General features: G+C 66.8%; 13 protein-coding genes and 1 tRNA gene. 10 read left to right on the top strand and 4 right to left on the bottom strand.

Annotation, left to right across the window (positions count from 1 at the left end; translation table 11 throughout):
* The 3 genes from ACWELJ_RS13660 to ACWELJ_RS13670 form a co-directional block, all read left to right on the top strand.
* The coding region (locus ACWELJ_RS13660; protein WP_452366481.1) for a nucleoside deaminase at positions 1–316 on the top strand (316 nt) is incomplete at its 5' end.
* Positions 317–370: 54 nt separating this feature from the next.
* Positions 371–458 (top strand) — tRNA-Ser (locus ACWELJ_RS13665).
* Between the two features lie 326 nt (positions 459–784).
* Complete coding sequence (locus ACWELJ_RS13670; RefSeq protein ID WP_452366482.1) at positions 785–1,111, top strand: hypothetical protein; 327 nt, start codon at positions 785–787, stop codon at positions 1,109–1,111.
* 21 nt (positions 1,112–1,132) lie between these two features.
* On the opposite strand, the gene ACWELJ_RS13675 is transcribed toward ACWELJ_RS13670, so the two are convergent.
* Positions 1,133–1,699 (bottom strand): TetR/AcrR family transcriptional regulator, encoded by a 567-nt coding sequence (locus ACWELJ_RS13675; RefSeq protein ID WP_452366483.1) that lies wholly within the window; start codon positions 1,697–1,699, stop codon positions 1,133–1,135.
* Between the two features lie 89 nt (positions 1,700–1,788).
* Here ACWELJ_RS13675 and ACWELJ_RS13680 point away from each other — a divergent pair, with 89 nt between their 5' ends.
* The gene (locus ACWELJ_RS13680; RefSeq protein WP_452366484.1) at positions 1,789–2,898 is read left to right on the top strand and encodes an FAD-dependent monooxygenase; all 1,110 of its coding nucleotides are present in this window, start codon (positions 1,789–1,791) and stop codon (positions 2,896–2,898) included.
* A 72-nt stretch (positions 2,899–2,970) separates the two neighbouring features.
* Here the strand turns inward: ACWELJ_RS13680 and ACWELJ_RS13685 are convergent, their stop codons facing one another.
* Positions 2,971–5,298 carry an MMPL family transporter gene (locus ACWELJ_RS13685; protein ID WP_452366485.1) on the bottom strand — a complete coding sequence of 776 codons (2,328 nt, stop codon included), beginning with the start codon at positions 5,296–5,298 and terminating at the stop codon, positions 2,971–2,973.
* Between the two features lie 217 nt (positions 5,299–5,515).
* On the opposite strand from ACWELJ_RS13685, the gene ACWELJ_RS13690 reads away from it, so the two are divergent.
* The 5 genes from ACWELJ_RS13690 to tgt all read left to right on the top strand — a co-directional run bounded on the left by ACWELJ_RS13690 (position 5,516) and on the right by tgt (position 11,758).
* Positions 5,516–6,103: a TetR/AcrR family transcriptional regulator gene (locus ACWELJ_RS13690; RefSeq protein WP_452366486.1), complete on the top strand. Its 588-nt coding sequence runs from the start codon at positions 5,516–5,518 to the stop codon at positions 6,101–6,103.
* 36 nt (positions 6,104–6,139) lie between these two features.
* A complete protein-coding gene (locus tag ACWELJ_RS13695) occupies positions 6,140–6,679 on the top strand; it encodes an RrF2 family transcriptional regulator (protein WP_379103362.1) in 540 nt (179 codons plus the stop codon).
* Positions 6,680–6,750: 71 nt separating this feature from the next.
* Positions 6,751–8,484, top strand: a complete 1,734-nt coding sequence (locus ACWELJ_RS13700; RefSeq protein ID WP_452366487.1) for an ABC transporter ATP-binding protein — start codon at positions 6,751–6,753, stop codon at positions 8,482–8,484.
* A complete protein-coding gene (locus ACWELJ_RS13705) occupies positions 8,481–10,445 on the top strand; it encodes an ABC transporter ATP-binding protein (RefSeq protein ID WP_452366488.1) in 1,965 nt (654 codons plus the stop codon). The genes ACWELJ_RS13700 and ACWELJ_RS13705 overlap by 4 nt, the downstream gene beginning before the upstream one ends.
* Before the next feature lie 62 nt (positions 10,446–10,507).
* Positions 10,508–11,758, top strand: a complete 1,251-nt coding sequence (gene tgt / locus ACWELJ_RS13710) for a tRNA guanosine(34) transglycosylase Tgt (RefSeq protein WP_452366489.1) — start codon at positions 10,508–10,510, stop codon at positions 11,756–11,758.
* Between the two features lie 78 nt (positions 11,759–11,836).
* Here tgt and ACWELJ_RS13715 read toward each other — a convergent pair whose 3' ends face one another.
* Positions 11,837–12,607 (bottom strand): queuosine precursor transporter, encoded by a 771-nt coding sequence (locus ACWELJ_RS13715; protein ID WP_452366490.1) that lies wholly within the window; start codon positions 12,605–12,607, stop codon positions 11,837–11,839.
* 64 nt (positions 12,608–12,671) lie between these two features.
* Between ACWELJ_RS13715 and ACWELJ_RS13720 the strand changes: the two genes are divergently transcribed.
* A complete protein-coding gene (locus ACWELJ_RS13720) occupies positions 12,672–13,229 on the top strand; it encodes a DUF4190 domain-containing protein (protein ID WP_452366491.1) in 558 nt (185 codons plus the stop codon).
* An 81-nt stretch (positions 13,230–13,310) separates the two neighbouring features.
* Here ACWELJ_RS13720 and ACWELJ_RS13725 read toward each other — a convergent pair whose 3' ends face one another.
* Positions 13,311–14,078 (bottom strand): RDD family protein, encoded by a 768-nt coding sequence (locus ACWELJ_RS13725; protein ID WP_452366492.1) that lies wholly within the window; start codon positions 14,076–14,078, stop codon positions 13,311–13,313.
* Positions 14,079–14,119: the final 41 nt, after the last annotated feature.

Consider the following 14,119-nt stretch of genomic DNA (forward strand, 5'->3'; position numbering starts at 1 on the left):
GGGCGATCCGACCGCCCACGCCGAAGTCCTCGCCCTGCGCGCCGCCGCCCGGGTCCACGGCGACGGCTGGCGGCTCGAGGGCGCGACCCTGGCGGTCACCCTCGAACCGTGCACCATGTGCGCCGGCGCCCTGGTCCTCGCCCGCGTCTCCCGCGTCGTCTTCGGCGCCTGGGAACCCAAAACCGGCGCCGTCGGCTCCCTCTGGGACGTGGTCCGTGACCGACGTCTCAATCACCGCCCCCAAGTCCGAGCCGGCGTCCTCGAATCCGAATGCGCCGCCCTCCTCGACTCTTTCTTCCAATCCCACCGCCCCTAGCCCCCTCTCCAGCCGATTTCGGTTTCCGCACGGTCCTCCTGTAAAGTCACCACCGGTGGCGTGTCCGAGCGGCCTAAGGAGCACGCCTCGAAAGCGTGTGAGGGGTAACCCCCCTCCGAGGGTTCAAATCCCTCCGCCACCGCTGAGAAGCCCCTCACCTGTTCGCAGGTGAGGGGCTTCTTCTATGTCCGGGCCTCGCGCGCCGAATCGGCGGGCGCGCTACCGGCGTAGGGCGTTATCCGGACGAAAAGGTTTGTTTAAGGCTCGGTCCGCAGGATTGCTTGCAACGCAGCACTTTCCATGCGAACGAGCAGCCCGGAGGCTTCGATGTCCCACCCGTACAACCAGCTTGGTCAGCCATATTGGCACCCCGCGCAGCCCGTGCCGCCTCGTCCGGTCAGCGCTGCCGCGTTGCTCGCGGGAATCGCGGCCCTTGGATTCGGACTGCTCAATGCGTTGGGAAGCGTTATGCAGTACCACCTGTGGTGGAGCTATTCGGCTGAGATGCGGGAGCTCGTCGGTGTGCTGCCCTCGATGGTGTGCGGCCCGATCGCGGCCCTGCTCCTGATTCCCGGCGGTGTCTTGCTGCTGCGTCGTACCTCGGTAGGCCGAGTCCTGGTGATACTCGGCTTCGTACCGCTCTTCACCGTGCAGGTGCTCGACTGGCAGAAGCACCTGCCCACGAGCCCTGTTGTTATGGTCTGGTCCCTCGGGTTCATGGCCTTCTATCTGGGCGTGGTCATCCTCGCCGCTCTGCCCTCCGTCACCCGCTGGATCAACGCCCCGCATCGTTGAACCGTTGTGGGGCGCGCGTTTTCAGGGGCGGAGGCCGTCGAGTAGTAGGTCGAGGACTCGGTGGACGGCGGTGGGGTAGGGCTCGTCGGGGGTGGCGTAGATCTGGAGGGTCATCAGGCGGCCGATGTCGGCGGGGGTGACGTCGGGGCGGAGGGCGCCCTCGGCGTGGGCTCGGGTGGTCAGGCGGTCGATGCGGTCGGTGATGGTGGCGCGGACTTCGGTGAGGGCGGGGTCGGCCTTGATGTCGGCGTGCAGGGTGGGTTCGATGGCGGCGGCCAGGGCGCCGAGGCGGAGTTCGGCGCATTCGCGGAGGAGGCGGGTGAGGGCCTCGAAGGCGGTGGGGGCTTCGCGTTCGGCGGTGGCGGCCAGGTCGGAGAGGGCCGAGAGGTACGAGTGGGCGGCGGCGGTGATGAGGGCGCCGCGGTCGGGGAAGCGGCGGTAGAGGGTGCCGACGCCCACGCCGGCGGCGTCGGCGATGTCCTTCATGGAGACATTGGCGCCCTGCTCCCGGAAGACGAGCTGGGCGGCGGCCAGGATCTGGTCGCGGTTGTTGCGGGCATCGGACCTGAGCTCGGTCGTTGTCCTCACCTCCCGAAATAAGTGGACGAATTTCTTCCGGTTACTGTACCGTCCGATAAGTGGACGAAAATCGTCCACTTAGGCTGGAGGTGAGAACGATGAGCAAGGCCGTATTGATCTCCGGGGCGGGGATCGCGGGGGCGACGCTGGCGTATTGGCTGGGGCGCAGCGGATTCGAGGTGACCGTGGTCGAGCGGGCCCGCGGGCAGCGGTCCAGCGGGAACCCGATCGACGTGAAGGGGCCCGCGGTCGAGGTCGTGGAAGCCATGGGGGTGATGCCCGCCCTGCGGGCGGCGGCGTCGTCCGTGGATCGGATGAGCTTCGTGGACGAGACAGGTAGGAAGCGGTCGGGGCTGCGGCTCAGTGCCTTTCAGGGCGGGGCGGGCGACCGGGAGGTGGAGGTCCCTCGGGCGGATCTGGCCGGCGTCCTGCTCGATGCGGCCCGCGACAAGGCCGAAGTCCTTTGGGGAGAGTCGATTGCGGCGATCGCGCAAGATGTGGGCGGAGTGGATGTCCGCTTCGACAGCGGTGCCACCGGCCACTACGACTATGTGATCGGAGCCGACGGCCTGCATTCGAATGTGCGGCGACTGGTGTTCGGCGACGAGGCCGGATTCATTCACCACATGGGCATGTACGCCGCCACCCTGCCCGTCGACCAGGTCTTCGACGACGAACGCGAGGTGGTCATGTTCAACCGGCCGGGTCGAGCCATCACTGTGCACCCGTCCAAGGGAAATGCGGTGGCCGCCTTCCTGTTCCGGCAGCCCGCGGTCCCGGATTTCGACCACCGCGACCTCGCACAGCACAAGCGCCTGGTGGCCGCCGCCTTCACCGGCCGGACCGGCATCTTCACTGATCTCCTCGATCAACTGCGGGCCGCCGACGACATCTACTTCGACTCGGTGAGCCGAATCAGCCTGCCGCACTGGTCGATCGGCCGCGTCGCCCTGCTCGGCGACGCCGGATCCTCGCTGTCCCTGTTCGGTGACGGCTCCACCCTCGCCATCGCGGGCGCGCACACCCTCGCCGAGGAACTCACCCGCACTCCGGACGATCCCCAGCAGGCGCTGGCGGCCTACGAGCGCCGCCACCGCAGACTCGCCGAACCCAGGCAACGCGGCTTCCGCGCCGCCACCGCCCTCATGGTTCCGGGCACCGCCGCCGGTATCGCGATCCGCAATACGGCTGTCCGCTTCCTACGCTGATCATGAAGGTGCGCAAACGAACTCGGCCCCCACCCGAGGCTTCGGGTGGGGGCCGACCGTGCGACGCGTCGATCAGCCGATCGTGGCGTGTTCCTTCGCCTCGGCGGGGACGGTGGACTGCTTCAGCTCGGTGAGCTTGGCGCCCTCCACGTCGATGTCGGGGAGGATGCGGTCCAGCCACTTGGGGATCCACCACGCCGAGTCGCCCAGCAGGGCGAGCAGCGACGGGATGAGCACCATGCGGACGATGAAGGCGTCGAAGAACACACCCGCCGCCATGGCGAAGCCCATGGACTTGGCCACCACGTTGTCCTGCAGCATGAAGGCGCTGAAGACCGAGATCATGATGATGGCCGCGGAAGTCACGACGCGGGCGCCGTGGTGGTAGCCGCTGATCATGGCGTCCTTGGCGGACTTGCCGTGCACGTATTCCTCACGCATGCGGGTCACCAGGAAGACCTGGTAGTCCATGGCGAGACCGAATACCAAGCCGATCAACATGATCGGCAGGAAGCTGACCAGCGGGTGCGGTTCGACCAGGCCGAACTTGCCGTCCTGGAAGATCAGCACGGTCGCGCCGAAGGTCGCCGCCATGGACAGCAGGAAGCCGAGCGCGGCGGTCAGCGGCACCAGGATCGAGCGGAACACCAAGAGCAGCAGGATGAATGCCGCGCCGGCCACGATCGCCAGGTACGGGATGATCTTGACCAGCAGCGCCTGCGAGACGTCCGCGAAGATGGCGGTCGTACCGGTGATGCCGTACTCCATGCCGTACTGAGCCTTCAGCTCGGACTCGGCATCGCGGGCGTCCTTGACCAGGTCCTTGGTCTCTTTGTTGTTCGGCCCGGCGTGCGGGACGCCCATGAACATGGCGGCCTGCCCGTCCTGGCTGTGCTGGGCCACCGTCAGGTAGTCCATGCCCGGGTAGTGGGCCAGCTTGTCGCGCAACGCGTTCAGTGCCTCGGTGCGCTGATTCTCCGGGGTCTTGCTGAGGTCGACCGCCACCATCAGGGTGCCGTTCGAGCCCTCGCCGAAGCCCTCGGTCTGCAGGTCGTACGCCTTGCGGATGGTGGTGTCGTGCGGCATCGAGTCGCCGCCGGGCAGACCCAGCTGCAGGTTCACGGCGGGGGCGGCGAGCAGGCCGAGCAGCACCACGGAGATGCCGAGGGTCAGCGCGGGGGCCTTGCCGATGAGGCGGGCGAAACGCTGGCCGTTGGTGACCGACGTGTCGTCCTCGGGATCGTGCCGGGCGACCAGCGGCAGCTTCGGCTTGAACAGGAAGCGGCCGAACGCGCCCATCAGTGCGGGCATCAGGGTGACGGCGACCAGCACCGCCATGGCCGCGGAGACCGCGCCGAAGATACCCATCGAGGTGAGGAAGCTGACCCGCACGAAGGTGAGACCCGCCAGCGCGATGATGACGGTCAGACCGGCGAAGATGACGGCCGATCCGGCGGTGCCGACCGCGGTGCCCGCGGCTTCCTCCGGCGAATTCGACACGGCCAGTTCGTGTTTGTACCGGGAGACGATGAACATCGCGTAGTCGATGGACAGCGCCAGGCCGATCATGGAGGCCAGGATCGGGGTGAAGGTCGGCACGGTCAGCCAGTGGGTGCCGAACATGATGACGGAGATGGCGGTGCCGACGCCGACCAGCGCGGTGAGGATCGGCACGAAGGCCGCCACGATCGCGCCGAACGCGATCACCATGACCACCAGTGCCACCGCGATGCCGATCATCTCCGAGGCGCCGCTGGAGCCGCCCGGATCCTGGGTGATGGAACCGATGAGTTCGACCTGCAGGCCGGCCGCGCGCGCCTCGTCACCGACCTTGTAGGCGGCGTCCCGGTCGTCCGCGGTGAGGTCGGAGTACTTCGGGATCGTGTACTTGACCTGCATGGTCGCGACCGAGTCCGGGTGCTCCTTGTTCAGCACGTTCAGCGGTGCGCTCGAGCAGTTCGCGGCGAAGGCCGGGTTGGAGCGGTCGCCGGCGAGGCAGTCGATACCAGCGCGTTCACCGATCTTCTTGGTGATGTCGACCGGGTTCATCAGCGGCGCGGTCTTGTCGATGATGCCGAGTTCGCCGAGTTTGGTGACGAAGGCCTGCAGGGCGGCCGCGTTGCCGGGATCGGTCAGCTTCTGACCCTTCGGCGCGGCGATCACATAGGTGCCGTTGACGGCATTCTGGTCGAAGCCGGCGGAGGCGCCCGGGAAATGCTCGTCGAGGATCTTGGTGGCCCGCTCGGATGGCAGGTCCGGCATGGTGAAGGAGTCCTGGAACGGTTTGGCGAGCGAGCCGCCCACACCGCCGATGACGAACAGCGCGGCGATCCACGCCGCGATGACGATCCATTTACGGCGGAAGGCGAACTTTCCCCACCGATAGAGGTATACGGACACGAGGGGTTCTCCTGGCGATGTTTGTTCGGGCTTGAACAGGGGTGCTGGTGTGCGAGCGCGTAGACAACACTGCCGCCGGGAGCTGTGGCTCCCCGCCTTCACGAAACGAAATCTGCCTACCGTGCGGTAGGTAGACTACCGAGGGGCTAAGTGGAGGAACAACCTCGACTCTAGGTGGCGTTGATCGCATTTCGAGCGCGAGTGAGAGGATGAGAGCATGGCTGGCCAGAACGGTTCCGGAACCGTTGTCGCAGGTAGAAGCACTAAAGAAGCGATCCGAGACGCCGCTCTTCAGTTATTCGCCAGCAAAGGGTTCGACCACAGTAGTTTGCGCGAGGTCGCCGATGCGGTGGGAATCACAAAAGCCTCGCTCTACTATCACTATGCCTCGAAGGTCGATCTTCTGGTAGCGATCATCGAGCCGATGTTCGACGAAGTGCGGGATCAGGTGGCGAGCCTCGACGAACTGCCCGCGACTCCCGAGAACGTCCGCGCGGTGATCCGCGAGCGCCTGCACTCCACCCTGGCCAACCGTCAGGTGGGCGCGCTGTGCATGCGCGACACCGTCGCCATCGTCAACGCGCTCGGCAATCGCTATCCCGACATGATCGAGTTGCATCACCGCATGTGCCGCTGGATGGCCGGACCCGATCCCGATGCCGACACCCTGCTGCGCGCCGCCGCGGCCATGCAGGTGCTCAGCACCGCGATGATGACCCAGGAGATCGTCCCCGACATGGATATCGACCACGTCGAGACGACCTTGCTCAATGCCGCACTCGGCGTGCTGTATCCAGCGCGATAGGGTTTTCACACCACCGGTCCGATATCAGGAGTTTCCGTGCACATCACCGCGAAGGTCGATTACGCGGTGCGCACCCTCGTCGAAATCGCGAAGGGGCAACCGGATTCGGTGAAGGCCGACGCGATCGTCGCCGCCCAGGACATTCCGCCGAAGGTGCTGGAATCGGTGGTCGCGGATCTGCGCAAGGGCGATCTGGTGATCAGCCGCCGCGGTCCGGACGGCGGTTACCGGCTGGCCCGTCCGGCCGCCGAGATCAGCATCGCGAATGTGATTCGAGCCGTGGAGGGCCCGCTGGCCTCGGTGCGCGGGCAGCGCCCGGAGGACGTCAGCTATACCGGCGCGGCCGAACCCCTGCAGCGGGTGTGGATCGGGCTGCGCGTGAACATCCGTTCCGTGCTCGAGCGCGTCACCATCGCCGACATCGCCCACGACCTGCTCCCCTCCTTCCTGGACGAGCTGCTGCACGACCCGGACGCCTGGACCCGCCGCCCCCGCCCGGCCGGTGGCGCGGTGGCGACCACGCCCGCGCAGCCCACCGCGGGCGAGTGGCGTGATCTGGATCAACCCGACATCTAGCGGGGCGGTTCCGGTGCCGCCGGAAAAGGTCACGGCGAGCGTTCGAGGATGGCGGTAGCCTGCCAAGCATCATGTTGATCCGACTTCTACGCACCTCCATGCGGCCCTACCGCAATCAGTTGGCGGGGGTCGTCGTGCTCCAGCTGATCTCGGTCATCGCCATGCTGTATCTGCCCACACTGAACGCCGACATCATCGACCAGGGTGTCACCAAGGGCGATATCGGCTACATCTGGTCCACCGGCGGCTGGATGCTGCTGGTGACCGCCATCCAGATCATCGCCCAGGCCGCCTCGGTCTATCTGGGCGCCCAGGCCGCCATGGGCGCGGGCCGCGATATGCGCGCGGCCCTGCTGCACCGGGTGGGCACCTTCTCCGCGCGGGAGGTCGGCGTGTTCGGCGCGCCGTCGCTGATCACCCGCAATACCAATGACATCGGCCAGGTGCAGCTGCTGGTGCTGATGAGCGCGACCATCCTGGTGATGGCCCCGATCATGTGCGTCGGCGGCATCTTCATGGCGTTGCGCGAGAGCATGCAGCTGTCGTGGCTGCTGTTGATCGCGGTGCCGGCGCTGGCGCTGTCGATGGGCTTCATCATCACCCGCATGGTGCCCGGCTTCCGGCGTATGCAGGACCGGATCGACGCGGTGAACCGGGTGCTGCGCGAGCAGATCACCGGTATCCGCGTGGTGCGGGCGTTCGTGCGGGAACGTCAGGAGACCTGGCGGTTCGGTGTCGCGAACAGCGAGCTGACCGAACAGTCGCTCTACGTCGGCAAGTACATGGCGCTGATGTTCCCGATGGTCATGCTGATCTCGAACGTCACCACGGTCGGCGTGATCTGGTTCGGCGGCCACTCGATCGACAACGGGGATATGCAGATCGGCACGCTCACCGCGATGCTGGCCTACATCATGCAGATCCTGATGGCGGTCATGATGGCCTCCTTCCTGGCCATGATGGCCCCGCGCGCCGCGGTCTCGGCCGAGCGGATCAGCGCGGTGCTCGACACCGAGTCCTCGGTGTCGGAACCGGGGCTGCCCCAGCCGTTCCAGGACGACCCGGGCAAGGTGGATCTGCGATTCGCCGAGTTCAAGTTCCCGGGCGCGGAGAAGCCGGTGCTGAAGGCCATCCGCTTCCAGACCGAGCCGGGCACCACCACCGCCATCGTCGGTGCGACCGGCGCGGGCAAGACCACGCTGATCAACCTGATCCCGCGGCTGATCGACGTCACCGACGGCGCGGTCCTCGTGGGCGGCACCGACGTCCGTGAACTGCGACTGGAGACGCTGCGCACCGAGATCGGCCTGGTCCCGCAGAAGGCGTACCTGTTCTCCGGCACCGTGGCCTCGAACCTGCGCTACGGCAAGCCGGACGCCACCGACGAGGAACTCTGGCACGCGCTGGAGATCGCGCAGGCCGCCGACTTCGTGCGCGAGATGCCGCAGGGTCTGGAAACGCCGGTGGCGCAAGGCGGTACGACCGTCTCCGGCGGTCAGCGGCAGCGCCTGGCGATCGCCCGCGCGCTGGTGCGCAAGCCGCGCGTCTACCTGTTCGACGACTGCTTCTCCGCCCTGGACGTCGCCACCGATATGCGGGTGCGCGAGGCCCTGAGGCCGGAGACCGCGAACGCGTCGGTCATCATTGTGGCGCAACGGATCTCGACCATCCGCGACGCCGACCAGATCGTGGTGCTGGAGGACGGCGCGATGGCCGGCATCGGCACCCACGACCAGTTGCTGCTCGACTGCAACGAATACCGCGAGATCGTGGAATCGCAGTTCAGCGCGGAGGAGGTGCGATGAGGCCCGGAGCGGTCAATCCCGGTGCGCCGGACGCGAAGGCGAAGTCCTTCGGCCCGTCGCTCAAGCGCCTGCTGCGCATGCTCGCGCCCGACAAGGCGTATCTGATCGTCGTCTTCGTGCTGGCGGTCGGCTCGGTGGTGCTCAACACCCTGGGTCCGCAGATCCTCGGCAAGGCCACCAACCTCATCTTCGACGGTGTGGTCGGCAAGCAGCTGCCCGCCGGGCAGAGCAAGGACGAACTGGTCGAGGGCCTGCGCGCGGGCGGCAACAGCACCTTCGCCGACATGCTCGCCAGCATGGACGTGATCCCCGGCACCGGAATCGATTTCACCGCCGTGGGGCATGTGCTGGCCTGGGTGCTGGCGCTCTACATCGGTTCCGCGCTGTTCGGCTGGCTGCAGGCGCAGCTGCTGATCGTGGTGCTCAACCGCACCGTGAAGCGGATGCGCGCGCAGATCGAGGAGAAGATCCACCGGCTGCCGCTGCGCTACTTCGACTCCATGCCGCGCGGCGACGTGCTCTCGCGGGTCACCAATGACGTCGACAATGTGGCGCAGACGCTGCAGCAGACCATGTCGCAGCTGATCATCAACGTGCTGTCGGTGATCGGCATCCTGATCATGATGTTCTGGATCTCCTGGATCCTGGCGCTGATCGCGCTGCTCACCGTGCCGCTGGCGGTCATCGTGACCGCGCAGATCGCCAAGCGCTCGAAGCCGCACTTCGTGGACCAGTGGAAGTTCACCGGAGAGGTGAACGCTCAGGTCGAGGAGGCCTTCACCGGTCACGAGGTGGTCAGCGCCTTCGGCCGGGTGCGCGAGGTGGGCGAGAAGTTCGACGAGACCAACGAGAAGCTCTACAACTCCTCGTTCAAGTCGCAGTTCATCTCCGGGCTGATCATGCCCGCCATCATGTTCCTCGGGAACCTGAACTACGTGCTGATCGCCGTGGTCGGCGGGCTGCGGGTGGCGTCGGGTCAGCTGTCGCTGGGCGAGGTGCAGGCGTTCATCCAGTACTCGCGCGGGTTCACCCAGCCGCTCACCCAGATCGGTTCGATGATGAACCTGCTGCAGTCGGGTGTGGCGTCGGCGGAGCGGATCTTCGAGATCCTCGACGCCGAGGAGCAGTCGCCGGACCCGGATCCGGAGGACTCCCGGCCGCTGGAGCGGGGTCGGGTCGCGTTCGAGGACGTGTCCTTCCGCTACGAGCCGGAGACCCCGGTCATCGAGAACCTCTCGCTGGTGGCCGAACCCGGGCACGTGGTGGCCATCGTCGGGCCGACCGGTGCGGGCAAGACCACCCTGGTCAACCTGCTCATGCGGTTCTACGAGGTGGATTCCGGCGCCATCACCATCGACGGCGTCGACATCACGGCCATCACCCGCGACCACCTGCGCTCGCGTATGGGCATGGTGCTGCAGGACACCTGGCTGTTCGGCGGCACCATCCGGGAGAACATCGCCTACGGCAATCCGAACGCTTCCGAGGAGGACATCCTCGAGGCCGCTCGCGCCGCCTACGTGGACCGGTTCGTGCACGCGCTGCCGATGGGCTACGACACCGTCATCGACGAGGAGGGCTCCGGCGTCAGCGCCGGCGAGAAGCAGCTCATCACGATCGCCCGTGCGTTCCTGGCCAAGCCGTCCATCCTGATCCTGGACGAGGCCACCAGTTCGGTCGACACCCGCACCGAGCTGCTGGTGCAGCACGCCATGGCGGCGCTGCGCCGGGACCGCACGAGTTTCGTGATCGCGCACCGGCTTTCGACGATCCGCGACGCCGACACCATCGTGGTGATGGAGAAGGGCAAGATCGTCGAGCAGGGCACGCACGAGAAACTGCTCGCCGCCCGCGGCTTCTACCACCGGCTCTACAACGCCCAGTTCGCCGCCGCCATCACCGACGGCGAGGGCAACAATGTGGACGATCCGGAGCCGGACGCGGTCGTGCTCACCAAATGACCCGACGTTCCCATGGCGGAGCGAGGACAATCGCTCCGCTGACGAAGTGAGAGGATAGCTCGGTGTCTGCTGCCTCCGAGTTCTCGTTCAAGGTCGGTACCCGTCTGGAAGGCCGGCACGGCAGGACCGGTGTGATCAGTACGCCACATGGCGATATTGCGACACCCGCCTTCATCCCCGTCGGGACCAAGGCCACGGTCAAGGCCGTGCTGCCCGAGACCATGAAGGAACTCGGCTCGCAGGCGCTGCTGGCCAACGCCTACCACCTGTACCTGCAGCCCGGCCCCGACATCGTGGACGAGGCCGGGGGTGTGGCCGAGTTCATGAACTGGCACGGCCCGACCTTCACCGACTCCGGCGGCTTCCAGGTCATGTCGCTGGGCGTCGGCTTCAAGAAGGTGCTGGCCATGGAATCGGTCGGCGTGCAGGACGACGACGTGATCGCCAAGGGCAAGGAGCGGCTGGCGCACGTCGACGACGACGGCGTCACCTTCCGGTCCCACCTGGACGGCTCCAAGCACCGGTTCACCCCCGAGGTGTCCATGGGCATCCAGCACCAGCTGGGCGCGGACGTCATGATGGCCTTCGACGAGCTCACCACGCTCATGAACACCCGTGGCTACCAGGAGGAATCGCTGGAGCGCACGCGGCTGTGGGCCAAACGCTGCCTCGACGAGCACGAGCGGCTCACCGAGGCGCGCTCGCATCGGCCCTATCAGGCGCTGTTCGGCGTCATTCAGGGCGCGCAGTACGAGGACCTGCGCCGCAAGGCCTGTCGCGACCTCGAGGAGTTGCGGGGCGCGGCCGGAACGGGATTCGACGGCTACGGCATCGGCGGCGCGCTGGAGAAGCACAATCTGGGCACCATCGTCGGCTGGTGCTGTGACGAGCTGCCCGAGGGCAAGCCCCGGCATCTGCTCGGTATCAGTGAGCCGGAGGACATCTTCACCGCGGTGGAGAACGGCGCGGACACCTTCGACTGCGTGAATCCCTCACGCGTGGCGCGCAATGCGGCGCTGTACACCGACGAGGGCCGGTTCAATATCAATACGGCCCGGTTCAAGCGCGACTTCACGCCCATCGACGAGAACTGCGACTGCTACACCTGCGCGCACTACACGCGCGCCTACATCCACCACCTGTTCAAGGCGAAGGAGATGCTCGCCTCGACGCTGTGCACCATCCACAACGAGCGGTTCACGGTGCGCCTGGTGGATCGGGTCCGCGAGAGCATCGACGGCGGCTACTTCGACGACTACCACGCCGAATTCCTGGGCCGTTGGCGCGGCCGCATCAAAGCCCCTGGCGCATAAGGGGATTCGATACGGCCACGCCTCGCCGCTCTCGGGGTTTCAGCGGGTACCCCCGAGAGTCCCGAGAGTTACCTTGCCTCACTCGTAGATGGCGGAGCGCTCGCGGGGGCGGTAGGAGGGTTCGCGCTTCTTGAGGAAGGCGATGCAGCGGTAGCTGATCGGCAGCACGCACGCCTCGACCAGGGTCTTCCAGATGAAGCCGACGATCACGTAGTTGACGAAGTCGCCCCAGGTGTTGATGCCGATGGCGGTCGCCGCGATCGAGCAGAACACCAGCGTGTCACCGAACTCGCCCGCGACCGTGGACCCGAGCAGTCGCGCCCACAGGTGCTTCTCCTTGGTGCGCTCCTTGATCAGCACCAGCGTGCTGGAGTTCAGGAACTGGCCCACGAAGTAGCCGGTGATCCCGGCCAGCGCCAGCTGCGGGGTATTGCCGAGCACGTCCCCGAAGGAGGTCGAGTTCTGCTGCAGGTCACCGGTGGGCAGCTTGATGACGATCTGGAAGCAGATGATCATCAGCAGCAGCGCCGCGAACCCGTAGTAGACGGTGCGGCGGGTGGCCCGGAACCCGTACACCTCGCTGAGAATGTCGCCGATGACGTAGGCGATCGGGAAGAGGAAGAACGCGCCGTCCATGGTGATCGGCAGGATGGTCAGCGGGCCCAGGGAGAGGTGCTGTCCGGAGAAGAACTGGACGCCTTTGGCGACGCACACGTTGGAAATCAGCAGGACAGCGGTGAAGGCCACCGCCACCGGCGTGAAATATCCCCCCGCCGCGTCCGCGAATGCGGCGTGTTGCGGCGTGGGGTGTCCAGATCGGTCGGTATCGACCGTTTCGATATCACTCACGCCCGAAAGTATCCCCTGCCTCGACCGCGAGGTACGGATAGCTGGGGTGCCCTAGGCTGGACGAATGACGAATCCTGGCGATTCCGACGAGTGGTGGAAGCAGTACGGGGGTGAGGGCGTCGCGCCCGAGACCCCGCCCGTGGCGCCCCAGCAACCGACGCCGCCTCCGCCCGGCTACACCTCCGCGCCGCAGTACCAGCAGCCGCCGCTGACCCCGCCGCCGCAGCCGGTGTATCCGAGCTATCCGCCGCCGCAGGCGAATCCGGCGCCGGGCTATCCGAGTGCGGGCCAGCAGCCCACGCCGCAGTCTCCGGGCTACGGCGGCTATCCGGGCTATCAGCCCTACGGGTACGCGGCGCCGGCCCAGCAGACCAGCTCGCTGGCCATCGCGTCGCTGGTGGTGTCGATCATCGGCATCCCGGCCATGTTCTTCTGCGCTTTCCTGCCGGTGGTCTCGATCGTCGGACTGGTGCTGGGGATCATCGCGTTCAACCAGCTCAAGACGAACGGGCAGCAGGGGCGCGGTCTGGCGCTCGGCGGCATCTGGGTGGGCGCGGCCGGGACGGTCCTGGGACTGGGCGGGTTCCTCATCTTCATCATCGCCAGCGCGACCGGGTCCTGACGGAAAGTCGGTGGGCAGCAAAGAAAATGGGGCGCATCCGGGAAGGACGCGCCCCATTTCCGGGCTCGGGGGAGAAGAGCGTCAGCCCTTCAGCACCTGGGTGCCGCCCGCGAACTGGTCGTGCCAGCCCTGCTTGGTCGGGCTCTGCTCGATGGTGACGGCGATGTAGATCGCCATACCGATGCCGACCAGGGTGCCCAGGCACGGGACCAGCTGCACGATCATGAACAGGTTGCGCTTGGCGGAGGTGGCCGGGTCCAGCGGCGCGCCGCCCGGGCCGACCACGCGCAGGTTCAGCAGCTTCTTGCCCAGGGTCTGGCCGCCCTGCTGGGTCTCCATGAAGATGAAGTAGCCGAAGTAGATGACCGGGACCAGCACGCTCCACAGCCACGCGATGCTGTTGGGCAGCAGCACCTCGATGATGCCGGCCGGGATACCGATGATCAGACCGTCGATGATGCGGGCCGCGAAGCGGGTCCACAGGTCACCGGGCTGCGAGCCGCCGAAGCCGCCGCCGAAACCGGGCTGGCCGCCGTCCGGGTAGGGCTGGTAGGCGGGCTGGCCGTAGGGCTGCTGCTGTCCGTAGGCGTCGGACTGGCCGTAGGGCTGCTGCTGACCGAACTGCGGCGGCTGCTGCTGGCCGTACGGGTCGGGCTGCTGCTGTCCGTAGGGCTGCTGGCCGTAAGGCTGCGGCGGCTGCTGCTGGCCGTAGGGGTCGGACTGCCCGTAGGGCTGCTGCTGACCGTACGGCTGCTGTGGCTGCTGCGGCTGGCCGTAAGGCTGCTGCGGCTGCCCGTACGGCTGGCCGCCCTGCGGATACTGGTTGGGGTCGTACCCACCGCTCGTCATTGTTTCCGCCGTCCTCGTCGATTTCGTTCGGGATCTGGTCG

It is taken from the genome of Nocardia sp. NPDC004582 (assembly GCF_053602115.1).

Excerpts from the sequence above, each read along its gene's own strand:
- ACWELJ_RS13720 (WP_452366491.1), top strand. The coding sequence starts at position 12,672 with ATGACGAATCCTGGCGATTCCGACGAGTGGTGGAAGCAGTACGGGGGT.
- ACWELJ_RS13725 (WP_452366492.1), bottom strand. The coding sequence starts at position 14,078 with ATGACGAGCGGTGGGTACGACCCCAACCAGTATCCGCAGGGCGGCCAG.
- ACWELJ_RS13690 (WP_452366486.1), top strand. The coding sequence starts at position 5,516 with ATGGCTGGCCAGAACGGTTCCGGAACCGTTGTCGCAGGTAGAAGCACT.
- ACWELJ_RS13700 (WP_452366487.1), top strand. The coding sequence starts at position 6,751 with ATGTTGATCCGACTTCTACGCACCTCCATGCGGCCCTACCGCAATCAG.
- ACWELJ_RS13680 (WP_452366484.1), top strand. The coding sequence starts at position 1,789 with ATGAGCAAGGCCGTATTGATCTCCGGGGCGGGGATCGCGGGGGCGACG.
- ACWELJ_RS13705 (WP_452366488.1), top strand. The coding sequence starts at position 8,481 with ATGAGGCCCGGAGCGGTCAATCCCGGTGCGCCGGACGCGAAGGCGAAG.
- ACWELJ_RS13670 (WP_452366482.1), top strand. The coding sequence starts at position 785 with ATGCAGTACCACCTGTGGTGGAGCTATTCGGCTGAGATGCGGGAGCTC.